The sequence below is a fragment of the Nodosilinea nodulosa PCC 7104 genome (assembly GCF_000309385.1).
GTDB classification, from domain to species: domain Bacteria; phylum Cyanobacteriota; class Cyanobacteriia; order Phormidesmidales; family Phormidesmidaceae; genus Nodosilinea; species Nodosilinea nodulosa.
The window spans coordinates 931,505-955,605 of the sequence record NZ_JH976537.1; the positions used below are offsets into that span (position 1 = coordinate 931,505).

Annotated in this window: 18 protein-coding genes; 11 read left to right on the forward strand and 7 right to left on the reverse strand. The window is 58.5% G+C overall.

The window, feature by feature from the left end; translation table 11 throughout:
• Window positions 1–198 precede the first annotated feature (198 nt).
• From LEPTO7104_RS0104075 to LEPTO7104_RS0104095, 6 genes are all read left to right on the forward strand, one after another.
• Window positions 199–1,224, forward strand: coding sequence for an anti-sigma factor antagonist (locus LEPTO7104_RS0104075; protein WP_017297273.1), 1,026 nt, complete (start codon window positions 199–201; stop codon window positions 1,222–1,224).
• A 171-nt stretch (window positions 1,225–1,395) separates the two neighbouring features.
• Complete coding sequence (locus LEPTO7104_RS36670) at window positions 1,396–2,448, forward strand: Ycf66 family protein (protein ID WP_017297274.1); 1,053 nt, start codon at window positions 1,396–1,398, stop codon at window positions 2,446–2,448.
• Between the two features lie 129 nt (window positions 2,449–2,577).
• Complete coding sequence (gene ileS / locus LEPTO7104_RS0104085) at window positions 2,578–5,460, forward strand: isoleucine--tRNA ligase (RefSeq protein WP_017297275.1); 2,883 nt, start codon at window positions 2,578–2,580, stop codon at window positions 5,458–5,460.
• A gap of 25 nt (window positions 5,461–5,485) precedes the next feature.
• Complete coding sequence (locus LEPTO7104_RS0104090; protein WP_017297276.1) at window positions 5,486–6,118, forward strand: Uma2 family endonuclease; 633 nt, start codon at window positions 5,486–5,488, stop codon at window positions 6,116–6,118.
• 78 nt (window positions 6,119–6,196) lie between these two features.
• Window positions 6,197–6,382: a hypothetical protein gene (locus tag LEPTO7104_RS43495; protein WP_040695269.1), complete on the forward strand. Its 186-nt coding sequence runs from the start codon at window positions 6,197–6,199 to the stop codon at window positions 6,380–6,382.
• A 2-nt stretch (window positions 6,383–6,384) separates the two neighbouring features.
• Window positions 6,385–6,645, forward strand: coding sequence for a hypothetical protein (locus tag LEPTO7104_RS0104095; protein WP_017297277.1), 261 nt, complete (start codon window positions 6,385–6,387; stop codon window positions 6,643–6,645).
• A 196-nt stretch (window positions 6,646–6,841) separates the two neighbouring features.
• On the opposite strand, the gene LEPTO7104_RS36675 is transcribed toward LEPTO7104_RS0104095, so the two are convergent.
• The 5 genes from LEPTO7104_RS36675 to pstC form a co-directional block, all read right to left on the reverse strand.
• Complete coding sequence (locus LEPTO7104_RS36675; RefSeq protein WP_017297278.1) at window positions 6,842–9,028, reverse strand: caspase, EACC1-associated type; 2,187 nt, start codon at window positions 9,026–9,028, stop codon at window positions 6,842–6,844.
• Window positions 9,021–9,407: an effector-associated constant component EACC1 gene (locus LEPTO7104_RS0104105; protein WP_017297279.1), complete on the reverse strand. Its 387-nt coding sequence runs from the start codon at window positions 9,405–9,407 to the stop codon at window positions 9,021–9,023. The genes LEPTO7104_RS36675 and LEPTO7104_RS0104105 overlap by 8 nt, the downstream gene beginning before the upstream one ends.
• A 243-nt stretch (window positions 9,408–9,650) precedes the next feature.
• A complete protein-coding gene (locus LEPTO7104_RS0104110; RefSeq protein WP_017297280.1) occupies window positions 9,651–11,045 on the reverse strand; it encodes an NCS2 family permease in 1,395 nt (464 codons plus the stop codon).
• A gap of 562 nt (window positions 11,046–11,607) precedes the next feature.
• Window positions 11,608–12,588 carry a phosphate ABC transporter permease PstA gene (gene pstA, locus LEPTO7104_RS0104120; protein WP_017297282.1) on the reverse strand — a complete coding sequence of 327 codons (981 nt, stop codon included), beginning with the start codon at window positions 12,586–12,588 and terminating at the stop codon, window positions 11,608–11,610.
• Window positions 12,588–13,718 carry a phosphate ABC transporter permease subunit PstC gene (gene pstC / locus LEPTO7104_RS0104125; RefSeq protein WP_017297283.1) on the reverse strand — a complete coding sequence of 377 codons (1,131 nt, stop codon included), beginning with the start codon at window positions 13,716–13,718 and terminating at the stop codon, window positions 12,588–12,590. Before pstC ends, pstA begins: the two co-directional genes overlap by 1 nt.
• Before the next feature lie 560 nt (window positions 13,719–14,278).
• Here pstC and LEPTO7104_RS32705 point away from each other — a divergent pair.
• The 3 genes from LEPTO7104_RS32705 to LEPTO7104_RS0104140 all read left to right on the forward strand — a co-directional run bounded on the left by LEPTO7104_RS32705 (window position 14,279) and on the right by LEPTO7104_RS0104140 (window position 17,348).
• Window positions 14,279–15,199, forward strand: a complete 921-nt coding sequence (locus tag LEPTO7104_RS32705; protein ID WP_071527179.1) for a PstS family phosphate ABC transporter substrate-binding protein — start codon at window positions 14,279–14,281, stop codon at window positions 15,197–15,199.
• A 238-nt stretch (window positions 15,200–15,437) separates the two neighbouring features.
• Complete coding sequence (locus LEPTO7104_RS36680) at window positions 15,438–16,283, forward strand: hypothetical protein (protein ID WP_051158473.1); 846 nt, start codon at window positions 15,438–15,440, stop codon at window positions 16,281–16,283.
• A 93-nt stretch (window positions 16,284–16,376) separates the two neighbouring features.
• Entirely contained in the window at window positions 16,377–17,348 is a 972-nt protein-coding gene (locus LEPTO7104_RS0104140) for an energy transducer TonB (protein ID WP_155523514.1), read from the forward strand.
• Window positions 17,349–17,359: 11 nt separating this feature from the next.
• Here LEPTO7104_RS0104140 and map read toward each other — a convergent pair whose 3' ends face one another.
• On the reverse strand, window positions 17,360–18,214 hold the full coding sequence (map, locus tag LEPTO7104_RS0104145) for a type I methionyl aminopeptidase (protein ID WP_017297285.1): 855 nt from the start codon (window positions 18,212–18,214) through the stop codon (window positions 17,360–17,362).
• Between the two features lie 540 nt (window positions 18,215–18,754).
• Between map and LEPTO7104_RS37930 the strand changes: the two genes are divergently transcribed.
• Both LEPTO7104_RS37930 and LEPTO7104_RS36685 read left to right on the forward strand, forming a co-directional pair.
• Complete coding sequence (locus LEPTO7104_RS37930; RefSeq protein WP_071527180.1) at window positions 18,755–19,672, forward strand: nucleoside monophosphate kinase; 918 nt, start codon at window positions 18,755–18,757, stop codon at window positions 19,670–19,672.
• A gap of 607 nt (window positions 19,673–20,279) precedes the next feature.
• Window positions 20,280–22,352 (forward strand): diguanylate cyclase domain-containing protein, encoded by a 2,073-nt coding sequence (locus LEPTO7104_RS36685; protein ID WP_017297287.1) that lies wholly within the window; start codon window positions 20,280–20,282, stop codon window positions 22,350–22,352.
• 7 nt (window positions 22,353–22,359) lie between these two features.
• Here the strand turns inward: LEPTO7104_RS36685 and LEPTO7104_RS0104160 are convergent, their stop codons facing one another.
• On the reverse strand, window positions 22,360–23,901 hold the full coding sequence (locus LEPTO7104_RS0104160) for a serine/threonine protein kinase (RefSeq protein WP_017297288.1): 1,542 nt from the start codon (window positions 23,899–23,901) through the stop codon (window positions 22,360–22,362).
• Window positions 23,902–24,101: the final 200 nt, after the last annotated feature.

Sequence of the window (24,101 nt, forward strand, 5' to 3'; positions counted from 1 at the left end):
CTGGAACTGTATTGCCCTGCATCCGTCAAGGGGAGAAACACGCAGTTGTTCCTAACCAACTCATCAACGACTCGTTAAGACTCGTTGAAGTTAAGAGCGGAGGCAGGGCAGCGCGGGGTTGCAACTTCTATAGTTTGGTCATTGTCGAGGGAACCCTGACAGTACCTATTGCCACTAATCATTACCAGGGATGCCGGTATGACCTCATCCATTGCCCCAGATCAGAATCCACCAGTAGCCGCCCAGCAGCCCGTCGATGAGGATCTAGACACCGCCTGTGTTGTGGGTGTGCCGTCTACGCTAACCGTTGTTGAAGCGGTTGAGTTTGAGCAGCAGGTCAAGCGCTACTGCCTCAACCAGCCTGTGCCGGAGTCAATCATTATTGACCTCAGCCAGACCGAATTTATTGACAGCAGCGGTCTGGGCGCCCTGGTAATTTGCTACCGCACCTGTAAGGCCAAGGGCATAGACATGGTGCTGCGGGGCGTACAGGAGCAGGTGCGCATGGTGCTGGCCCTCACCGACCTAGAGCAGCTGTTCACCTTTGAGGCTGTCGCCGGGGAACCAGAAGCCCCAGCCGCCAAGCCCGAAATGCGCTTTGTGGCCCTGACGGCCCATCCCTCGGTAACCTCCAGGGGCAAGCGCATGCTGGATATTGTGGGCGCCATTGTGGGCCTGATCATTACCGCCGTGCTGTCGGTGCCGATTGTGCTGGCCATCAAGCTCGAAGACGGCGGTCCTATTTTCTTTAAGCAGGTGCGGTGTTCCTGGATGGGCAAGCGTTTTCAGATTTGGAAATTTCGCTCGATGGTAACCGATGCCGAAGCCCTCAAGGCCCAGGTTAAAAACGAGGTGGAAGGCCCGCTGTTCAAGAACGAGAACGACCCTCGCATTACCAGGGTGGGCCGCTTTCTGCGCCGCACCAGCCTAGATGAGCTGCCTCAGTTTTGGAATGTGCTGCGGGGCGACATGAGCCTGGTGGGCACTCGGCCTCCTACTCCCGATGAGCTGGAGCAGTACCAGGTGCCCGAGTGGCAGCGCCTCGACGTGAAACCCGGCATGACCGGCGAGTGGCAGGTCAACGGTCGCTCTACGGTGAAAAAATTTGAGGACGTGATACGCATGGATTTGGACTACCAGAGAAACTGGAGCCTGGCCTACGACATTCAGCTGATTATCAAGACTGTGCTGGTGCTGTTTTCCAAGAAGGCTGGGGCGTCTTAGCCAGAGCGCAGATGCCAGGGCGTAGGTAGGTGAGGCGGTGGAGGGAGAGGCTTAGCGGTCTCTCCCTCGGTTGTTTTTGCGGGCTGGAATGCGCTTAGGACTACTCCGTCGCCTCTGGTTTGGCCAGCCGCGATAGAGTAAAGGTGTCGAAATTGCGGATGCACCAGCGGTATGGGGGTTCAGGTTCTGGCGATCGCGGTTTGGCTGGGCAGCATTGCCCTGTACGGGGCCGCTTTTTTCTTCCCGGAAGTGCATCGCCGCCACGATTTTTTCTGGAGCGGGGTAGGGGCGTTTTACGGCCTGGTGCTCTGGTTTAGCGCGGTTCAGACCTCATCGGTGGAGCTGCTTGGGCACCTGGCCAGTATTGCGCTGCTGGGCTGGTTCGGCTGGCAAACCCTGGCCCTGCGCCGTAAACGCACGCCGCTCAATTTACAAACTCCCCTGACCCAGGACGCCTGGCCTGCTTTCGGTCGGCAGCTCAGGCAGTCAGCATTGGGCCTGCTCAGGGGTACGCCGCTGGCCCGCTGGCTGCCCGAGGCAGAGGATGGTTTGCGGCCAGGGGATCCGGCGATCGCCACCAGCGAGATTCGAGTTTCGTCGCTCAAGGATGTGGATTACGAGTTTGTCGATGAGCTGGCCCCCAGCCCCCGCCGATCTGGTCCATCGGCGATCGCAGCTCCGTCTCCTGCACCTGTGATCGCAGAGTCAGCCAGGTCAACGGCTTCACCGCCCGTTACCGCCAAACGATCGCCTCGATCGCCAGCCCTACAGCCTCCCCCTGGCCCTAAGGTTCCGCCGAAGGTCAACCAGCCTGCGACCGTTGGGGCCAGGCTGGCGGGGCTCAAAGCCTGGATAGGAGACGTGGTCAAGGCTAAGACCACCCCCAAACCCAAGCGGGCGGTGATCGAGATTCCGCCCCGCCCCTCGCCGCTAAACAAGGGCAAACCCCAACCCACCGCCTCGACTGCGGCAAAACCGTCCAGTCCGGAGTCGTCTTCAGCGGTGACCATCGTCGATACTGAGGCAACGGAGAGTTTTGACGGGCCTGGGGAGGGCGATCGCGCCGCCGCTGCCCCGGGCGACCAGTCCATGCCCCCTGGGGCAGGGGCAGATGCTCCAGCCGGTCAATCCCCGGCGGATGACGAGGAGGCCAACTGGGGCGACGACGAAAACTGGGCCGAGGATGGAGATTCCTGCCACGCCGACCCCGACCGGCCAGATTAGCCCTGCAATTGCCGTCAACCTGACCTAATGTATATAGATGGTTCCCTGCCTGACCGACCTCCACGGTGCGGCGGGTCGAATCTGCAATAATGGCGCAAGCAATCCTTCACCCTTAGTCGATTTCAGGCTGTGACAGACCCCAAAAGCTACAAAGATACCGTTCTCTTGCCCCAGACCAGCTTCGATATGCGGGCCAACGCCACCAAGCGAGAGCCCGAAATTCAAGCTTTTTGGGCCGAAAACCAGATTTACGAAACCCTGTCGACCAGTAACCCCGGCGAGGTATTTGTGCTGCACGACGGGCCGCCCTACGCCAACGGCGACCTGCACATTGGCCACGCCCTGAACAAAATTCTGAAGGATACGATCAACAAGTACCAGCTGCTCAAGGGCCGCAAGGTGCGCTACGTGCCCGGCTGGGACTGCCACGGCCTGCCCATCGAGCTGAAGGTGCTCCAGGCCATGGATGCCGAGGCGCGGGAAAAGCTGACGCCGATCAAGCTGCGCTACAAGGCCAAGGCCTTTGCCCTCAAAACCATCGATCGCCAGCGGGAGAGCTTCAAGCGCTACGGCGTGTGGGGCGACTGGGATCATCCCTACATGACCCTGCTGCCCGAGTACGAGGCGGCCCAGATCGACGTATTTGGCCAGATGTATCTAAAGGGCTACATCTATCGCGGCCTCAAGTCGGTGCACTGGAGCCCGAGTTCTCAGACCGCCCTGGCGGAGGCGGAGCTAGAGTATCCCGAGGGCCACACCTCCCCCAGCATCTACGCGGCGTTCCCGATGGTGAGCGCGGCCCCCACCGCCCAGAAGGCGCTGGAGCCTTACCTGGGCGAGCTGGGCGTGGCGATCTGGACCACGACCCCCTGGACCATTCCCGCCAACCTGGGGGTAGCGGTAAATGGGGATCTAACCTACGCCGTGGTGGAGGTGGCGTCGGGGAAGCCGTTTAAGTACCTGATCATCGCCAGGGATCTGTGCGATCGCATCGCTCAAGTCCTCGGCTCTGATCTCACCCTCAAAGCCGAAATTAAGGGGGCAGCGCTCGAGCATTCCACCTATCGCCACCCCCTGTTCGATCGCGAAAGCCCCATCGTCATCGGCGGCGACTACGTCACCACCGAGTCGGGCACCGGCCTGGTGCACACCGCCCCCGACCACGGCGAAGAAGACTTCAGAGTTGGCCAGCGCTACGGCCTGCCGATCCTCAACCTGGTGGATGAAAAGGGCGACATGACCGCCGCCGCTGGCCCCTTCGCGGGGCTAAACGTGCTCAAAGATGCCAACCCCGCCGTCATTGAGGCGCTGGAAAAGGCCGGTTCGCTGCTCAAACACGAGCCCTACCAACACAAGTACCCCTACGACTGGCGCACCAAAAAGCCCACCATCTACCGCGCCACGGAGCAGTGGTTTGCCTCCGTGGAAGGGTTCCGCGACCAGGCCCTGAAGGCAATCCAGGCGGTGCAGTGGATTCCGGCGACGGGGGAAAACCGGATTACCTCAATGGTGAGCGATCGCTCCGACTGGTGCATTTCGCGCCAGCGCACCTGGGGCATGCCGATCCCAGTGTTCTACGACGAGGCGACGGGCGAACCCCTGCTGAATGAGGAAACCCTGGCCCACATCAAGGCCATCTTTGCCGAAAAAGGCTCCGATGCCTGGTGGGAGCTGAGCGAGGCGGAACTGCTGCCCGAGGCCTACCGCAACAACGGCCACACCTACCGCAAGGGGGCCGACACCATGGATGTGTGGTTCGACTCCGGTTCCTCCTGGGCGGCGGTGGCCCAGCAGCGCAACGAGCTGAAGTACCCGGTCGATATGTACCTGGAAGGCTCCGACCAGCACCGGGGCTGGTTTCAGTCGAGCCTGCTGACCAGTGTGGCCGTCAATGGCTGCGCTCCCTACAAAACGGTGCTCACCCACGGCTTTGCCCTCGACGAGCAGGGCCGCAAAATGAGCAAATCCCTCGGCAACGTGGTCGACCCTTCTATTGTGATCAACGGCGGCAAAAACCAAAAAGCCGACCCGCCCTACGGGGCCGACGTGCTGCGGCTGTGGGTGTCGTCGGTGGACTACTCCTCCGACGTGCCCCTGGGGGGCAACATTCTCAAGCAAATGTCGGACGTGTACCGCAAGATTCGCAACACGGCGCGGTTTTTGCTGGGCAACCTGCACGACTTCGACCCGGCCAAAGACGCGGTGCCCTACGACCAGCTGCCCGAGCTCGATCGCTACATGCTGCACCGCATGACCGAGGTGTTTGCCGACATCACCGACGCCTTTGAGACCTACCAGTTCTTCCGGTTCTTTCAGACGGTGCAGAATTTTTGCGCGGTCGATCTGTCGAACTTTTACCTGGATATCGCCAAGGATCGGCTGTACATCAGCGCGGCAGATTCGCCCCGCAGGCGCAGCTGTCAGACGGTGCTGGCGATCGCGATCGAAGCCCTGGCCCGTGCCATCGCCCCGGTGCTCTCCCACATGGCCGAAGACATCTGGCAAAACCTGCCCTACCCCACCCCCTACAAATCTGTCTTTGAGGCGGGCTGGGTGAACCTGGAAGATCGGTGGCAGCAGCCCGAGCTAGCCGACACCTGGGGCCAGATTCGCACCGTGCGTCAGGAGGTGAACCGGGTGCTGGAGCAGGCCCGCACCGCCAAGGAAATTGGCTCTTCTCTGGAGGCCAAGGCGCTGATTTACGTCGCCGATGGGGAACTGCGGCAGAAATTGGCGGCGATGAATCCTGAAGATGCGATCGCCCCGGAGACCAACCACGTAGACGAACTGCGCTACCTGTTCCTGGTCTCCCAGGTCGAGGTGCTAGATTCGCCAGCGCCTCTGACGGGCACGAAATTTAGCACCGAGTCTGACGCGCTGGGCATTGGCGTACTGGATGCAGAGGGCGAGAAATGCGATCGCTGCTGGAACTACTCCACCCACGTAGGGGAAAGCAGCGAAGATCCGACTATCTGCGATCGCTGCGTCGAGGCTCTGGCAGGCTCGTTCTAAATTCGTTCTAAACGGGAGCGGAAGAGTGGTACTCCTCAATGATGTCTCGAATCGGTTAGCCCTAGAGGACTCGGAAGAGCGGCGGGTGTTTAGCCAGGTGTCTTGGCAGCAGTACGAAGCTCTCCTGGCCGATCTAGGAGAAAAGTCTCCCTACCGGGTGCATTTTTTAGCCGGAGATTTGGAAATTGTGGCCCCCAGTCGTCTCCACGAGAGCGGTAAAACCCGGATTGGAGATCTGCTGCTGATTTACTTTTTAGAAACCAATACCGAATACTTCCCCATGGGATCGACTACCCTGCGCAGGCCAGAGCAGCAGGCCGGGGGTGAACCCGATGAAAGCTACTGCATCGGGCTAGATAAGGAGTTCCCTGACCTGGCGATCGAGGTGATTGTCACCAGCGGCAGCATCAATCGCCTGGAACTCTATCGCCGCCTGGGGATACGGGAAGTTTGGTTCTGGCAAAATGACCATTTGGCTATCTATCACCGCCGCGAAGACGACCAGTTTGTCGCCACCGCTGGCTACGAACCCATCGCCCGCAGCGAGCTGCTGCCCGGTTTAGATATCGAGCTGCTGACCCGCTGCCTGCAAAACCCCAACGCCCTCGCTGCCGCCAGGGCGTTTCGTCAGGGGCTTCAGAGTGCTAGGGGTGAGTAGCTTAGGGGGTAAGTAGCCATGGTGTATTCTTGGCAGATACAGGGTTAATCTCTCCGATCAGATCATCTAAATTAATCGATGGGGAAGAAGAATCATCTCAAGGCAATTAAAAGCTTGGAAGCACGAATTGCAGAGCATTTAGAGAAGATTGGGGTTGAGCTTCACAGGGAGATGCCAGATCCAGGGCTTGTACGACACTGGGAAAAAGAGATCAGGGCTTTTGAAAATGGCATTCGACAGGCTAGAAAACGATTAGGTAGATAAGAATGCAGTTAAGCTCAAGACAGCGATCCCTAGCAATTCAAGATGCGACGCTGAGCGCCTTAGTTCGAGAATTAGGTGATGAATGCAGTCGAGTCCTAGAGTTGATTCATCAGCTGCAACTGCCTGGCCTGAATGATGGCCAAAAAGCTGAGATCTTGGCAGAGCTGACGGCTTCAGCCATACATTTGCAGAGCCATTGTGATCAAGATTTTCAAGACTCTCTTGCCGATGAGCTAGAACAGCTCTCGGATGATGAGGGATGACTTAAAGAGAAGATCCCTGGGTTCTCAGAGAACCCAGGGATCTTTCTCCAGGCAGAGAATTTTGTTTTGGGTGAACCGGACGGGTCTTCGGCGAACCTACCAAACCATCCGGCCCGGTTTTATATTTGGATGGAGTCGCCCCCATCGCTGGAGCAGGTTTGGACTCCCGATCGTACGCCCAGCCGAATTCCTTCGGCTAGCTCTGACAAGCCAGGAGTGCTCGCGCCGGACACAACACGACCCGAAAACCAAAAAGGCTGTCGCGGTCGCCGGGCGCGAGTCTGCCGCGGTTGGCAGACCGGCAGACCGCGGGAACGTCGACCCAGGAACCACCGCGCAGCAGCCGCCGGGCATCATTATTCTCAGTTAACCAGGCACTGCCGTCGGTTGGGGCACCTGCATAGGTATCGTGCCAGTGGTCGGCACACCATTCCCACACGTTACCGTGCATGTCGTACAGCCCAAAGGCATTGGCTGAGAACTGAGCAACCTGCGTGGTCTCTCCGCGAAAACTACCGTAGGGGCCGCCGCCATAGTTACCTGGATATGTTTTACCTTGGTACTCCCAGTCTTGCCCTCGATAGTTGGCCAGATCTGTTGTGATAGTTTCCCCAAAGTGAAAAGGCGTTGTGGTCCCCGCTCGACAGGCATATTCCCACTCAGCTTCGCTGGGCAGACAATAGAGGCGCTGGGTGCCTTGAGCCAGTCGATCGCAAAACTCCACCGCCTCCCACCAGGAGATCTTTTCAACCGGGCGATTGTCGCCCTTGAAGTGTGATGGGTCAGGATCTAGCTCAAGCTGCACCTTTGGCAACGCCGCTACAGCTCTCCACTGCGCCTGGGTGATCGGGTATTGCCCCATGAAAAACGATTGCAGAGTAACCATGTGAATGGGTTTCTCGCTCTCATAATCGTTTGAGCCCATTTGAAAACTACCACCGGGAATCTGCACCATGTCCAAAAAGGTACGGTTGCCCAAATCTTCCCGATAACCTTGCGCAGACTGGCGACTGCGAGCAATCGGGTAAGTCTTCACCTCCTTATTGCTGAGGCCTAAAAAACCACCTGGCTGAGTCTCTGTCTTAACCTTGACGGTCGCCACCTCAAACTCAACCGGTTGCAACGGTAGGGGCAGAGTCCTGATATCTGCTGGCGGGCGCGGCGGCTCTACGATGGGTGGGGTCGTACGGGGTAAATAATTCGACATCATAGCGCCAGCAAAGCGGGCTGGCAGGCGCGGCTCTACAGTGGGTGGGGTCCTCGGCGGCGGCTCTGCGACTGGCTGCGGGTGATTCTGGAGCTTACTCATTTCAGCTTTGCCAGCGATCGCCCGCTGCCAGATGTCTGCGACATCCTCATCAGCCAAGCCCAACACCTGCCGTTGCCAGTCCCGTAAATCTGCCTTCAGGTGTGGGTCTAACGGGAACTGGTAATCAACCTCCTCCTGAAGGGCGGTTTTGAACCGTTCTAGGTTGGCCAGTCGCCGACGAAAGGGTTCCAACACGCTGTGGATGATCGCCTCTGCGGCTTCCTCTGCAATCCCCCACTCTTGCTGCCTCAGCCGCAGAATATCCTGACGGTAGGTGGTAATTTCGCCGCCTCGGGCAGACTCCTCTACCAGGCGGCGAAACTCTAGGGTGCGATCGCCTCTGGGGGCCTTGCTGAGCAAAATATCGAAGCCTTCTCTATCCAGCAAGATGTCGGGCTTCATATTCGGTTTGGCCTCCTGCACTTTGCCTTTGACGTAGTCGTGCAGTTCTCGCACAAAAATCTTGCCGTCCCGATCGGCATCGGCGGCTCCGGTTTCAATGCCTTCCACTAAGTATTGGGTATAGAGCGATAGCTCTGCACTCTCCTGCTGAAAAGAGGTTTGGGTCGCAGTAGAAGAGGTTAGCACCACACGCCCTTCGGCCCCCAGTTCTGGGCGCAGGTCTAACCCAGCGGCCTTGGCCTGCCAACCGTCCTTAAAGGCCCCGCTATAGCAACAGTCTAAAATCAGAATTTGCCGCCGGGCGTAGCACTGCACCGACTGCTGCTGCACAAAGCGAGCCGGTACCGCCGTGGCTTCAAAGTCGTCTTTGCTCGTCAAGCGGGTAGCCAAATGGAGGTGATTGTTGTCATCGGTAATGCCGTGGCCTGAAAAGTACAGCAGCACCAGATCATCCTTAGCAGGCTGTCGATACAACCGCTGAATCGCCAGGCGCATTTGCACCGGGTCTGGATCAACCAGGGTTTCAACCTGGTCAAATTCGGCCATAGCCGGATTTTCCAGCACCCGCTTGAGGGCGGCCACATCCTGGGGCGTAGCCAACAGCTCCGGCAGCCCCTCGCCGTACTGGCTGACGCCGATTAAGAGAGCAAATTTCTTTGGCGTCTCAGGCACCCGATTCTCCTTTGAGTGCCGCCAGCAGCTTCAGGGCGGTTGCTTCGGGGTCTTGCAGCTTGTCGCTTTCTAACTCTACTTCGCGATCGCCCACCTTTACCTTGACCTTAACGGGCGTATCGGCAAAGCGACTCGCGATCCAGGCCAAAAATCCCACAATATTTTTGGCGCTGACATCCGCCGTCAGCCAGCCGACTAGGGTGGCGTAGCCCTTAGCCCCTTCTAGGGACGTGACCGCTTCGGTGCGGTCGGCGCGCGCTACTTCATCCACCTGGCGCAGCTCTGGCAAAAGGCGAGTGGCAAACCTCAGGCGTTCATCATCCTCTAGTTCAGGATCGTCGAGACCAAGGGTGAATTGAAAGAGCTCGGATTGTGTCATGGTCTTGTTTCAGAATGGTGCGCCTGACTCGTTTATACCAAATCAAGTGCAAGTACGCTGTTCCCGGACGATTGGCCTATCGACGGAAGCGGGGGATGCTGGGGACAGAAGTGCGATCGCGGCTGGAACTACTCCAACCACGTGAGGAAAGCAGCGCCGAACCTGTGCCTGCGACAAATAACAAAACAGGTGCCCCTCAGATATTACTCAGGGGCACCTGCTAAGCCAGATTACAGGAGGAGATTAGGCACCGCCCGCGACGAAGATATATCGCAGCAGGAAGATGGCCGCCAAAATCCACATGCCGAGGGTGGTGTCGCTGGTTTTGCCCTGGAAGGCTTTGATCAGCGGGTAGGCAATCAGGCCCATGGCCAGGCCCTCAGCGATGGAGAACGCCAGCGGCATCATGATGATGGTGAGAAAGGCGGCGATCGCATCGGCGGGTTCATCCCAGTCGATTAGCTTGGCCCCAGACATCATCAGCACGCCGACAATGATCAGCGCCGGGGCGGTAGCAAAGGCGGGAATGCCCTGAAGCAGCGGAATAAACAGAATCGACGCCATAAACAGCGCCGCCGCCACCAGGGCGGTAAAGCCGCTGCGACCGCCCTCCATAATGCCCGAAGCCGACTCGATATAGGTGGTCACGGTGGAGGTGCCCAGCACGGCCCCGGCGGTGGTGCCCACGGCATCGGCCATGAAGGCCTTTTCTACGCCCGGAAAGCTGCCATCTGCTTTGATATAGCCCGCCTTTGTCCCCAGCCCCGTCAGGGTGCCAATGGTGTCAAACAGGTCCACAAACAAAAACACGAAGACGATGCTAATCATCTCCCAGAAGTTAACCCGCAGCATCTCGCCCAGCCCGACAAAGGCCTGGCCAAACAGGTCGGTAGGGGCCGCCGGAATCGACATCAGCCCCGTGGGCCAGGGGGAAACGCCAAAGATCCAGGCCAGCAGAGAGGTGCCCAAAATGCCCCACAGCAGCGCGCCCGTAACCCGGCGGGCGAACAGGGCGGCGGTAATGGCCAGCCCCAGCAGCGCCATGGCCGTTTGGGGCGATCGCAGGTTGCCCAGGGTCGTAAAGGTCGCCTCCGATGGGGCAATAATGCCCGCTCCCTTGAGGGCAATGTAGGCAATAAATAAACCAATCCCGGCAGTGGTGGCGTGCTTGACCGCATCGGGGATGGCCTCCACGATTTTGCTGCGCACGTTGGTAACGGTCAGCAAAATAAAGAGAATGCCCTCAATGAACACCGCCGCCAGGGCCACCCGCCAGTCCACACCCAAGCCCAGCACCACGGTAAAGGCAAAGTAGGCGTTGACGCCCATACCGGGGGCCAGCAGAAAGGGCAGCTTGGCGTAGAGCGCCATAATCAGCGTTGCCAGGGCGGCAGAAACCCCCGTGGCCACCACCAGTTCGCCAAACAAATCGCCCGACTCGTTGAGGAAAATGGCGTTCGACAGAATAGCCGGGTTGACGACCAGAATATAGGCCATCGTGACGAAGGAAGTGACCCCCGCCAGCGTCTCGGTGCGAAGGTCGGTGCGGAGCGCCTCAAAATTAAAGAACTCTGCAAGCTTGCTCCCCTGCCCCGAATCGGGGGGCGACTGGGGCAGATTTTCGGTGGGCTGGGTCACAGTAGCACTCCTTGTGAAGGGATTAGGTAAGTTGGCCGATATATAGCTGTGGCCAATGCGCCTAGGACCGTGGGGATCGTCAATGCGGAGACGGGAACAGCGCATCGGCGTATAGCGATCGCACAGGAGCTATAGCAATAGTCCCGTTAGCTAGGACATCCAGAAACCCTATGGACGTTCAAACGTTTGAACGTTTACAGGAGACATGGCTTAACCAGACTGGCTACAGCCATACCTGTGCAATGTCCTAACCTGTTTGGCTCTAGCTATAAACCCACAAAGCCAAGGGATTTAGACCCTAGTCCACGACATCTATCCGGTGGAATCTGTTATGAGAGCTACAATCCCCCATTTTTGACGCATACTGTAACGTCTCTGGCCGCGGTCTCCGCTGGTGGGCAGGCTGCGCGGTCAGCCCCGCCCGAGGGATGGATACTCACTTGCGCCAGGGCCAGCGCGTGCCCATTTCGGTCGCCGCCGACCAGCCCAGGTAGAGCGCCAGCAGGGCAACGCCAATTAGAAAGGGACCCAGGTCGTCGGGCATGATTGTTCTCAGCACTACCTACGATCGCCGCTGCTGAAAGCGACTGCGCAGCGCGATCGCCACGCTATTCATCAGCACCAGCATGACTAACAGCACAATAATAGCGGCGGCGGCGTTGTCGTGAAAGGCCTGCTGGGGGCGGCTAATCCAGTTGAAAATCTGAATCGGCAGCACCGTAAACGGGCTTTGCACCACATCTGCGGGGCAGCGCCCCAGGTCTAGGGGGTTGAAGTAGGGAAAGTCCTCGGTGCAGCCGGGGGTAAAGGGCACAAAGGTAAGCGCCCCGATGGTAATCAGCGGCGCGGTTTCGCCAATGGCGCGGGAGAGGGCCAAAATCACCCCGGTGAGAATGCCGGAGAGCGCGGCGGGCAGCACGTGGTCCCACACCACCTGCCAGCGGCTGCCCCCCAGGGCCAGCCCGGCCAGGCGAATGCCCTCGGGCACGGCGCGCAGGGCCTCGCGGGTGGCGACAATAATAATCGGCAGCACCAGCAGGGCCAGGGTGAGCGCCCCGGCCAGCACCGATCGCCCGCCGGTAAGCGGCTCCATCAGCCGTACAAAGGCGGCCAGCCCCAGCAGGCCGTAGATAATTGAAGGCACCCCGGCCAGATTGCTAATGTTAATTTCGATTAGGCGGGTGAACCCGTTGTCCTGGGCAAATTCCTCCAGGTACAGCCCGGCCCCCACCCCAATCGGAAACGCCACCAGCGGCACGATCACCATTACCCAGAAGGTGCCCGCCAGGGCGCCGATGATGCCCGCCTTTTCGGGGTGGCGGGAGGGAAAGCTGGTGAGAAACTGCCAGCTGAGGCGCCCTAGCCCCTGGCTCAGCACCTCAAACAGCAGCCAGCCCAGAACGGCGATCGCGATCGCCGTCGCCATCCAGGCCGCCAGCCCAAAGACGCGATCGGCGGCGTAGCGCTGGGGCAAATTGCCGGCGAACTCCGCCCCCTGCCCCAGGGTTGGCGCTGAAACCTTGGACGACTGCGAAGGGGCCATTAGTCGTATTTCTCCCGAAAGCGACGCACAAACCAGTAGCTGACAACGTTTAACCCCAGGGTGATCAAAAACAGGGCCATCCCCACCACAAAAATGGTGCGATAGGCCAGCGACCCAAAGGGCGCATCGCCCAGGCTGACCTGCACAATAAACGCGGTCATGGTCATCACGGGCACAAAGGGGTTGATAAAGCCCAGGCTGCCGTCGATGGCCTGGGGGTTTTGCCCCGCCGCCAAACTGACAATCATGGTTTCGCCCAGGGCTCGCGACGCGGCCAGAATGATCGAGGCCACAATGCCTGAGAGCGCCGCTGGCAGCACCACCGCCTGAATCGTTTCGCCCTTGGTGGCCCCCATGGCAAAGGCCCCCTGACGCAGATCCTGGGGCACGGCATTGATGGCATCTTCGCTGAGAGAGGCCACCAGCGGGACAATGCTCACCCCCAGCACCAGGCCCGCGCTGAGGGCGTTAAATCCCTGGAGCGCCGGGATAAACCGCTGCAAAAAGGGCGTTACCGTCAGCAGTGCGAAGTAGCCAAACACCACCGAGGGCACCCCGGCCAGCAGCTCCAAAATCGGCTTTAGCACCTGGCGCAGGCGAGGAGCCGCGTATTCGCTCAAAAACACGGCAATTAGCAGTCCCAGGGGCACCGCCACGGCCATGGCAATGGTGCTGGTCAGCAACGTGGCGCTGATCAGCACAAAGATGCCGAAGTCGGCGTCCTGAAACAGCGGCGTCCAGCGGGTGTCGGTAAAAAAGCGCCGGATCGCGTAGAAAACCCCCGCCGCCTGGCTGGGCGGTGCTAGCCCAATCGCCTCCGATCGCTCCACCAGAGTCCTGGGATCGAGGGCCTGAATCTGATCGCTCACCCCCTGAATTTCGGCTTCGGAGGCGTTGGGCAGCAGGTCGGGCAGGCGATCGATCCAGAGCGCCTGGCGAAAGAAGGGGTCTCGGAAAAAGTCGAGGGTCTCAAAAATCAGCGTCAGCACAATGCCCAGGGTAGTCAGAATTGAAATGGCCGCAAACAGCAGGCAAACAGCCCGCACTACGGCTTCTACCTGGCGACTGCGGCGGCGGTTGGGCCGCCACAGCGGAGATGTTTCGGCGGGCAACGGGAACTCGGCGGACATCGGGATCAGAGCCTCGCTGGGGGCTAGGGCATCAACAGTACATTACGTACGCTAAACCGCGATCGCACCATTTGCTCACAATATTTTGGGATTTAGCCAGTCTTTAAATCTCCCTTAACTGAAGCAAGGCTATTAGTCTATATTTTCTTAACCTAGCACCAAAATATTGCCTCGGACTCTTTTTATTGGGGATTTAATCTATGGTAAAAATAGACTTTTCCGGCTTCTCCACTGTATAGCTAAAGCCAGTCTGGCTAAGACATGTCCCCTCAAAACGCTCAAACGCTCAAACGCCCAAACACTCAAACGCCTCTGGATGCCATAACCCAAGTAACTATCGCTATATTCAACCAATACCCATTTTTGAAAAAGGCATAGCCAAAAAACTGCTCCGCCAAAGGCTAAATCCATCTGAGATTTTGGTTATCTTAGGGGCCGACTAAAGACTCTTAATATTTTCTAAATCCAACCTTATTGCAGGCATCAGACTTTCTTAGGATTAAACCTATACGCTCTCAAATGGCGAATTCGATATTTTAGTACGCCACGGAGAGTGTTGTATGGTTTTCAGTAGACAAAAATTCAACCGCTATGCGCTAGCCGGGGTGGTTACTGCCGCGATCGCAGCGGGCGTTGCTGTTCCTAGTGCATTGTCACAAGATTCAGTCATTCAAATCGATGGCTCCAGCACGGTCTTCCCCATCAACGAAGCCATGGCTGAGGAGTTCATGGCTGCAAACCGTGGTACTCAGGTTACTGTCGGTGTCTCGGGTACCGGCGGTGGCTTCAAGAAATTCTGTGCGGACGAACTAGATATTACCGGTGCGTCCCGCCCCATCAAGCAGTCTGAAATGGAGACCTGCGCCGCCGCTGGCATTGAGTACATCGAAGTGCCCGTGGCGACCGATGCCCTCACCGTGGTGATCAACCATGACAACACCTGGGCCAGCGAAATGACCACCGATCAACTCAAGATGCTGTGGGAACCGGCGGCAGAGGGCACCATTACCCGCTGGAACCAGATTGACCCCAGCTGGCCCAACGAGCCGATCACGCTGTTTGGCCCCGGTACCGACTCCGGCACCTTCGACTATTTCACCGAAGAAATCGTTGGGGAAGGAGGCGCTAGCCGGGCCGACTACACCGCCAGCGAAGACGACAATATCCTGGTGCTGGGGGTTTCTCGCGATGTGCACGCCCTGGGCTATTTTGGCCTGGCCTACTACCTGGAAAACCAGGACAAGCTCAAGTCCGTTGCGGTGAATGGGGTATCGCCCACCGCAGAAAACGTCGAGAACGGCACCTACGTTCCCCTGTCTCGCCCCCTCTTCATCTACGTGAAAAAGTCTAGCCTGGAGAACAATCCCCAGGTGCGCGCATACATAAAGTTTGTGCTCGACAACGCCGCTCAGGTTGTACCCGAGGTCGGCTATGTGCCGCTGTCCGACGATCGCTATGCGTCGATTCTCGCTGGGCTATAACCCTTAACCTAGGTTAAATCCGTCGATTCTGGGGCAAAGCCCTTGGCGAGATCTCTACTTTCCAGGGGCTTTGCCGTATTGTCCCCATCCTGTTGGCATGCCCTCGCTCTGCGGAGCAGAGCCTGCTTTTTCCCGCAGGCATCCCTGTTGGGTATGTGCTTTGAACTAGGGTTATTGAACTCGGATGGTGGACCAGGCACTGCGATCGCTCCTTCCCTAACGTTATCTCTGGTTTTCTATGGCCACTGGCAAGTCTCATCGGCCATTTGGGGTTAGGTGGTCCCCCTGGATTAAAACCCTGGCGGCTCCGCTGCTGGCGCTGTCCATGGGGTTCCACGCCCTGCTGCTGATCACGCCGCTGCCCTCCCGCCCTGCGGCAGAGGCTGAAGCGGACGCTGCCCCTGCCGAAGACGAAGAGGTTGTGGATTTATTGAGCATTAGCAGCCTGGCCGATGCTGAGCCAGCCCCCCCCGCTGATGAAACTCCAGCAGCGGAGGCACCTGCGGGTGCGCCGCCGCCAGCCGCGCCCCAGGCTCCGACCCAGCCAGTTGTGCCCGAGCAGTATCCTGAGGCACCCCCAGAAGCGCTTCCAGAAACGCCTCCAGCGGTAGATCCACTGGCCGCTGATCCCAGTGAGCCAGCTCCAGTGGCCGGGTTTGACCCCAACCGCCAGGCCCAGCTGGTTGCCTCAGCGATCGGTGGCCTGGGGCGAGAACCGGGCAAGAGCAACTTTGACCTGACCGACCAATTTCCGGGGGATATCTGGGATCTATACGTTGTCCAGTGGTCGGCAACCACCCAGCAGTGCTTCTTTAGTGCCATCGACAGAGGCAGTTACACCCTGCGCCCCCCCGCCGCCGATCTGCGGTACCTGAGCCGCAACATTCAGCTGGTAGAGCAGCAGGATATTCCGAGGACCTTCGCTGGGCAAACGGTGCAGCCCCTTGGCCAGGCCTACTGCGGCAACAGTCTGTTCGAGGTGCAGGATGGCGGCAGCACAATCCTTTGGGTTTCGCTGGTGCCCGTTAGCCCCGGTGGGTCTACCACCCTGGTGATCTTTTGGCAGGCCGACCCCAGAGGGTAAGCAGCCTCAGGTGCCATCAGAACTAATGGCACTATCCAATGGCAGTAATAGGCAGGTTGTTTTAGCCTGGGTTAGGCAGGTCTGGCGTCAACCATGATGAATCGAGCAGGAAAGGGAAAAATTCAGGGGCAGCGATCGCCGTGGCAAAACCTATTGGCACCCATGCTGCTGGCTTCGCTGGGCCTCCACGGGCTGTTGTTGCTCATGCCCATTGGGGCCTCCGACGAATCGCCGATTCCGCCGCCGGATCTAGAGCAAGACAGCGTTGCCATTACCCACGTTCCCCCAGCGGGAATGCCTGACTCAGCGGCAGCCTCAACTCCCTCGGCTGTGTCCTCGGCCTCTCCGCTACGGGTGGCCCAGTCCCAGGCCGCCAGGGTAGCGCGGGCTCAGGCCCCACGATCAGCCTCCGGCGCTAGGCAGCTAGCTCCCCAGCGGCGATCGCAGCCCTCCACCCCGGCTCGCCCCGCATCCCAACCAACCGCCGCGCCGCCGCCGCCCTCTACCCCGGCGGCCAGCAGCCCGGCGGCGACGGCCCCATCTCCCCCACCGGCCCCGCCCAGTCGCCCCCTGTTTAGCGCTGAGGTTGGAGAACACCTGCTGGCCTACGTAGCGACCCTCAACCTGCCCGCCAGCCAGATCGAGCAGGCGGCGGAGTCGATTCAAAATCGCTTTGCCTTTAACGCCGCCGCCGTCACCCGCGACGCTCTCAATGCCAACCAGCAGCAGTGGGAAGCCGCCATGCGTCAAGACACGGGCTTAGCCAATCTCTCCCCCGAGATCGATCGCACCGATTTTTCAACGGTATATCCCCAGCGCGTCTGCCTCTCTAACCTGCCAGGCAAGATCACCATCGGGGCCGTGGCCAACCCAGACGGCTCCTGGCGGGGCAAGCCGACTCTACTGCGGAGCTCAGGCTATGGCGCGCTAGATCGAAAAGCCCTTGAGGAGATTCAGCGCCACACCTTTGCCTCCGCTGAAGGCGTTAAAGCCTACCTGCTAACGGTGGACACCACCGTTGACTATGGTCCTCATCCCTGCCTAAATCCCAATCCAGACGCCTAGGGCTTGGTTCGTTAGGAGGCCAGCGCCAAAGGCACCTGGTTGCGATCGGTCAAGATTTCGTAGCCGGTTTCGCTGACCAGCACCGTGTGCTCAAACTGGGCCGACAGCGAGCGATCGACGGTTACCACCGTCCACTGATCCTTGAGGGTGCGGGTCTGCTTCGACCCGGCGTTGAGAATGGGTTCGATCGCCAGCGTCATCCCCGGCAGCAGCTTCATGTTGGGCAACTGCCGGGTGCGAAAGTTAAAGACCGAGGGTGCTTCGTGCAGGTTGCGGCCAACGCCGTGGCCAGTAAAGTCTTCGACCACCGTAAACCCATAGCTGGCGATGCAGTCTTCGATCGCCCCGGCAATATCCAGCAGCGTATTCCCCGGCTTCACCTGGGCAATGCCCGCGTAGAGAGCCGCCTCTGCCGCCGTCATGAGCTGCTGGGCCTGGGCCGACACCTCACCCACCGCAATGGTGATGCACGAGTCGCCGTGGAAGCCGTTGTAGTAGGCCCCCGTATCGACCTTCAGCAGGTCGCCCCGACGAATGACCTGGCGCTTGTGGGGAATGCCGTGCACCACCTGGTCATTGATGCAGGCGCAGATCGAGGCCGGAAAGCCGTGGTAGCCCTTAAAGCTGGGCGTCGCGCCCATTTCGCGAATCCGCGTTTCAGCATGGGCATCGAGGTCGGCGGTGGTCATACCGGGCCGGGCGATCGCCTCGATTTCTTTTAGCACCGTAGCGACAATACGGGCCGCCTCGCGCATAATCTCAAGCTCGGCCTCGCTCTTAAGCTCAACCCCTCGCACCCGGCGGCTGCGCTTGGGCAGTTTGAGCTGATCGGCCTGACCAGGAATTAGCTTTGCCAGTAGGTTCATAGATGACTCACGACGGGATTTTGGGCATTCACCCCTTTACCAGTGTAATAGCAGTCGAGGCTTAAGGATGGGCGGGCCAGCCGCGTCACCTCTCCACCGCTGCAACCAGGACAGAGCTGTCGGGGGAGGGGAAGAGCGGCAGCAGGGGCGATCGCCCCTACCACCAAATCCTGCTTAGTTACCCCCAATTTCCATTCGAATTCGCTGTAACTTCCCTTTAATATCAGACTTTAAATCGAACTCAAAGTTTTTCTATTGGGCCTCCCTAAAAGCAGGGACAAAGAGACTCCCCAACCGCTGCATACCCCCTCAATTGGCTCACCACCAGCTATTTTTCCCACTGGGTTAAAGCTTTTGTAGATCTTTTTCTGACCCACCAGATCAAATTCAGATCTTGAGTTGTACCAAGCAGAAAGCCACATTTCCTGGGCTGAACCTGGACAGAATGAGAGGATTTTACGTTTTCTTATGGATCGACCAGAACGGCCAAAATATAGTTTATAAGGATCTATGCGATGGTAATTGAGCCGTTTATTCCCCATGAGTGCGAAGCAGTTCATCCTTTTAGGACTTCCCGGTGTAGGGGTTAAAGCCCAGGCCGCCTCCCTTGCTCAGCGGTGGGGAATTCCCCATGTTTCGATGGGAGAGCTATTTCGGCAGGCCGCCGACCAGGGATCTGCCGCTGGCCTGGAGGCTCGTGCTTACCTGGAGGCGGGCGAACTGGTGCCCGATGCCCTCACCATGAAGCTGATTCGGAAGCGGTTTGAGCAGCCAGACACGATGCTCAAGGGCTGGGTCTTAGATGGATTTCCGCGCACCCTGGCCCAGGCCCAGGGGTTTGACGACTGGTGGTTAGCGTTTGGCCAGTCCGCAGCGACAGTGGTTTATCTTAAAGCCATGACCGAGCTTTTAATCAGTCGGCTAGCCGCTGAGCGAGGGCAGGCCGAGTCGGTTTCCGGCCTTCGCAATCGGCTAGAGCGCTACCAGGAAGAGATCGATCCTGTGCTTGAGTACTATCGGCAGCCGAGAGCAGAGGCCGACCCCCAGGGGCAATCGCGGCTAAAAACCATCAACGGCAACCTCTCTGCGGCTGAGGTCGCCCACGAACTCGCCCAGCTAGGCCAAAAGGACACCGGAGCAGCCCAGCTAATCACCAATGAAGCAGAACTCGACTCACTCATAGCTGAAAAATCGCGGCTGGTCGTAGATTGCATGGCCTCCTGGTGCGGCTCCTGCAAACAGGTGACCCCCTCCATAGATCGGCTGGCCGAGGCCTACAAAGACCGCGTTACCGTGATGAAAATAGACTTTGACACCAACCGGCAGCTATCCAAACGGTTTGGGCTTAAAGGCATACCAGCGGTCATGTTCTTTAAAAATGGTGAACGGCTAGAGACCCTAACCGGCGTCAAATCTTACCAGGAGTACAGCACCGCGTTAGCCCATCTGCTGGACTGACGTCGCCCTAGCCAGGCCGCCAGCGGCTAGTAGACTGCGGCAAAAGTGTAGCCGACTATTGCCAATCGCGAGGGAGCCAAGCGAGCTGGAATAGTCGGTATATTTCAGCATCTAGTTCTCGGCGGTTTGGTTGGGCAAAGGTTTAATGGCTCAACTGCATTATGAGTCTTCAAAGTATTTAAAGTGCCGTTGATCAAGAGTGCTTTTTAACTGTACCGATTACGGTTCCTGGGGCGTATTTGAGACCTCCTAGATCAAAAGAATTAAAGCGCTTTTGCAGGCATCATTACATCGCCGACCGATCTACAAGGGGCGACCAAATAGAGCTTTGAGAACCGCCGCTTCTTCGGCTAAAGCAGCAAAACAATCCGCCGTCAGAATTGCCGTAATTTTATTGAGCGCTAGACAATTAGGCGTGTTTTCCCCGATGTGATTTCTGACCTGCTGGGGATAAACTAGGGATCTGGAGGCAATTGCTGCTACCTCGTCCCCTAGAATTCAACCCCTGGGTTGTTATTTTCCGATGTCGCAGGCATTTAGGGTGTAGTCATAGTTCAACCTACAGTAGACCCCGTACCTGGCACAGTAGATTGCCCAGAATCTATCTATGGCTGCACTTTATCCCCTACCTGCCAATGAAGAAGAACGACTGGCAGCCCTATATCAGTATCAAATTCTAGATACTGAGCCAGAAGTAGCCTTTGATGGGCTAGTCGACCTTGCCGCCCATCTGTGCCAAGCGCCGATCGCAATTATTACTCTGGTCGATATGCACCGGCAGTGGTTTAAGTCATCGGTGGGGATAGACCTGTCTGAAACGCCTCGGGAGGTAAGCTTTTGTACCTACGCCATTCTCCACTCAAATCTACTGCTCGTTCCCGATACTCGCCAGGATGAGCGCTTCGCCAACAATCCCTTTGTGGTCTCTGAGCCTCACGTTTGTTTCTATGCTGGCGCTCCTCTGATCACTCCAGACGGCTACGCAATTGGCACGCTGTGCGTGATTGACACTGTGCCGCGATTTTTGAGCCAGCAGCAGCAAAATGCCCTGAAAGCCCTGGCCCACCAAGTCGTTGACCAGCTTGAACTACATCGCCACGTTGTCGCCCTCAAAGAGGCATTGCTAGAGCAACACCAGACAGCCAGCACGCTGCGCAACACCACCCAGGTTTTAGAAAACGCCGTCGAAGGCATTAGCCAGATCGACGTTCAGGGCCGCTATGTAGCGGTCAACCCCGCCTATGCCGCGATGGTAGGCTATGGGGCGGAGGAAATGGTAGGCATGCACTGGCGGCAGACGGTGCATCCTGAAGATATAGCCGCTGCGGAGTCCACCTACGAGCAGATGCTCATCCACGGCAGGGCCGAAATTGAGCTGCGGGGCCTTTGCAAAGATGGCTCTGTCTTTTTCAAGCAGGTTGTTTTGGTTAAAGCGAGTGGCCCCCAGCCCGACCCGCTCATTTTCTACTGCTTTACAAAGGATATTACGTTGCGCAAACAGGCGGAGGCGGCCCTGCTACAGGCCTACGACTCCCTGGAGCAGCAGATCGCAGACCGCACAGCGGCCCTATCGAGAACAAATCACCTGCTGCAGCAGGAAGTGGCAAGGCGACGACAGCATGAAATTGCCCTGCAGCGCCAGGCCCAGCGGCAGCGGCTGATGGGCGAGATTGCCCAGCGCATTCGCCAGTCTCTCAATTTAGACGAAATTTTAGCCACCACGGTGAACGAAGTCCGCCAGTTTTTAGCGGCGGATCGGGTTTTCATCTACCGTCTAGAGACAGACTGGAGTGGGGTCGTTGTGTATGAGTCAGCGTTAGAAGAGTGGGGCTCTATTTTGGGCATGAACCTGATCGAACCCTGCTTTGCCGAGCGCTATATCGAGCCCTACCGGCAGGGGCGCATCCACGCCATGGACAACATTGAGACGGCTCAGCTCAGCCCGTGTTATGACCAGTTTCTGCGATCGCTCCAGGTCAAGGCCAACCTCATCGTGCCGATTTTGCAGGATCAAACCCTGTGGGGCCTGCTGATTGCCCACCAGTGCCGCGAACCCTGTCGCTGGCAGCCCATCGAGATTGACCTGATGCAGCAGCTCTCAACTCAGGTGGCGATCGCCATTCAGCAGGCCAGCCTGTACCAGCAGCTGACCGTGGCCAATCAGGCGCTGCAGCGCCTGGCGGCGCTGGATGGGTTGACCCAGGTGGGCAATCGCCGCTGTTTCGACGATCATTTGGAACGGGAGTGGCGACGAGCCCTGCGCGAGCAAACCCCCCTGGCCCTAATTCTCTGCGATATCGACTTCTTTAAACTCTATAACGACACCTATGGTCACCAGCAGGGAGATGCCTGTCTGCGTCAGGTGGCCCAGGCCCTGAGCCGCGCGGTCGAGCGCTCGGCAGATTTAGTGGCCCGCTACGGCGGTGAGGAATTTGCGGTGCTTTTGCCCAACACAACCCCGGCCAGCGCCGCCTACGTGGCAGACAGGCTGCAGGCTGCCATCGAAGCCCTTCAGATCTCCCACGAAAGCTCGCCGATCGCGTTTCACCTCACCCTTAGTCTAGGGGTTGCCAGCCTGATTCCCCAACCGGCCGATGCCCCTGCAATGCTGATTGCAGCGGCCGATCAGGCGCTATACCTGGCAAAAGCAGCGGGCCGCGATCGCAAAGTAGTGCGCTAGCCCAGGCCTAATCTGAGAGGCTCGACCCCGTGTCGACATAGATAGACTCTAGTTTTTGCAGCACCTTGGGCTTGAGCTTGGTTTGCAGCTCGTTGCGCAAGAGTTCGCGGCTGGTGGCAATGGCCCCGGTGGCAGGCCGAGTTCGGGCGGTCAGAACCCATTCCTGGAGCAGACTCCGCTGGGGATCGGAAACGCTACAGCTCAGCACGTGAGCACAGCGGCGCGGGTTTTCTAGGGCAAACAGCAGCAGCTTGTAGGTGCCGCCCTGACCCAGCAGCGCGGCCATATCCTGACCCAGGGCGGTTTTGAGATCGAGGTAGCAGGGCAGCCAGCGAGCACCGCTGGCGCTGCTGTAGAGCACCGTAAGCCACAGCATCATCGGGTGGGGGGCCATGGTGCAGATGAAGGTGTTGTAGCGGGTGCTCACCAGCCGACGGTTGATTTCGGCATCGGGCATCATGGCCCAGAGGGTGGCCAGGGGGCCTTTGCTGGTGGGCAAGGCGTGGGGAAAGACGATTTCGGCAATGGGCTTGGTGGATGGCCAGACGGTTAGCTTACACACCTGGTCTTCTTTGAGCACCTCGGCAGGGGCGGGCTGGCGGGTGACGGGCACGCGGTTGAGGGTGGTACCAATCCGCTGGCTAATGCGAAACCCGTTGACGTAGCGCGACTGCAAAGGCTCCAGGATGTGCAAAATTTCCTGGGTGGTCTGGGGGCGATCGCCGGGCTGCTTGGCCATGCAGCCCATCACCAGATCTTCGAGCAGCTTAGGAATTTTAATGTTGCTGGCCACCTCCTCCATGCGCTTGGGGCTTTGCGTCTGGTGCACCTTGTACCAGCCGCCGAAGGTGTGGCTGCTGGCCCGCAGCGGCAGATAGCCAGTCAGCATCTGAAACATCATCACCCCAAGGCTGTAGATGTCAGAGCGGCTGTCCAGATCGTGGCCTTCCATTTGCTCGGGGGAGGCGTAGGCCAGAGTGCCCATGAAGCAGTTGGTCTGGTCGCTGTCGATCTGCATGAGCTTGGCGATGCCAAAGTCTAAAATTTTTGCCAGCTCCCCCAGGGTGGGGTCTTGCACAATCATGATGTTGCTGGGCTTGATGTCGCGGTGGATGATGGGGACCGGATTGGCCTGGGTCTTTAGGATAATGCCGTCGTGGGCGGCCTGAAGACCCAGACAAATTTGCCGAATCAGCCCTAAGAAACGAGGTACGGGCAGGGGTTGGAGGTTGATCATATGGCTCAGACTCTGCCCCTGGAGGTACTCCATCACGTAGAAGGGCACCCCTTCGTCGCTGACCCCGTAATCGGTAACGCGCACCACATGAATGCTCTTTTGGCCCAGCTGAGCGCAGGTCATGGCCTCCTGCATGAAGCGATCGCGCATTTTTTCGCCGGGCAGCGTTTGAGACAGCAGCTTAATGGCCACTCTAACGCTGCCCAGGAGCAAATCCTCGGCTAGATAGACCCGCCCCATAGACCCCTCGCCGATGGGTTCCAATAGCTCATAGCGATTTGCTAATTTACAGCCCAGGTTTGAGTCAGCCATAGAACGGTACTAGCCAGTAGTCAGGGGGCGATGGAGGCAAAATATCGACACAATAGCAGGGAGGAAAGCCAGGTTTGCTACCCCTGACGAGCCACCCAAAAGCTCAGAAACCGGGGTATTTGATCGCTGTAGCAGGACCTATCGACGCCAATGCAAGGCCCTGGCCTGACCCGCGACCCATGAAAATACGTGTGGCGGCG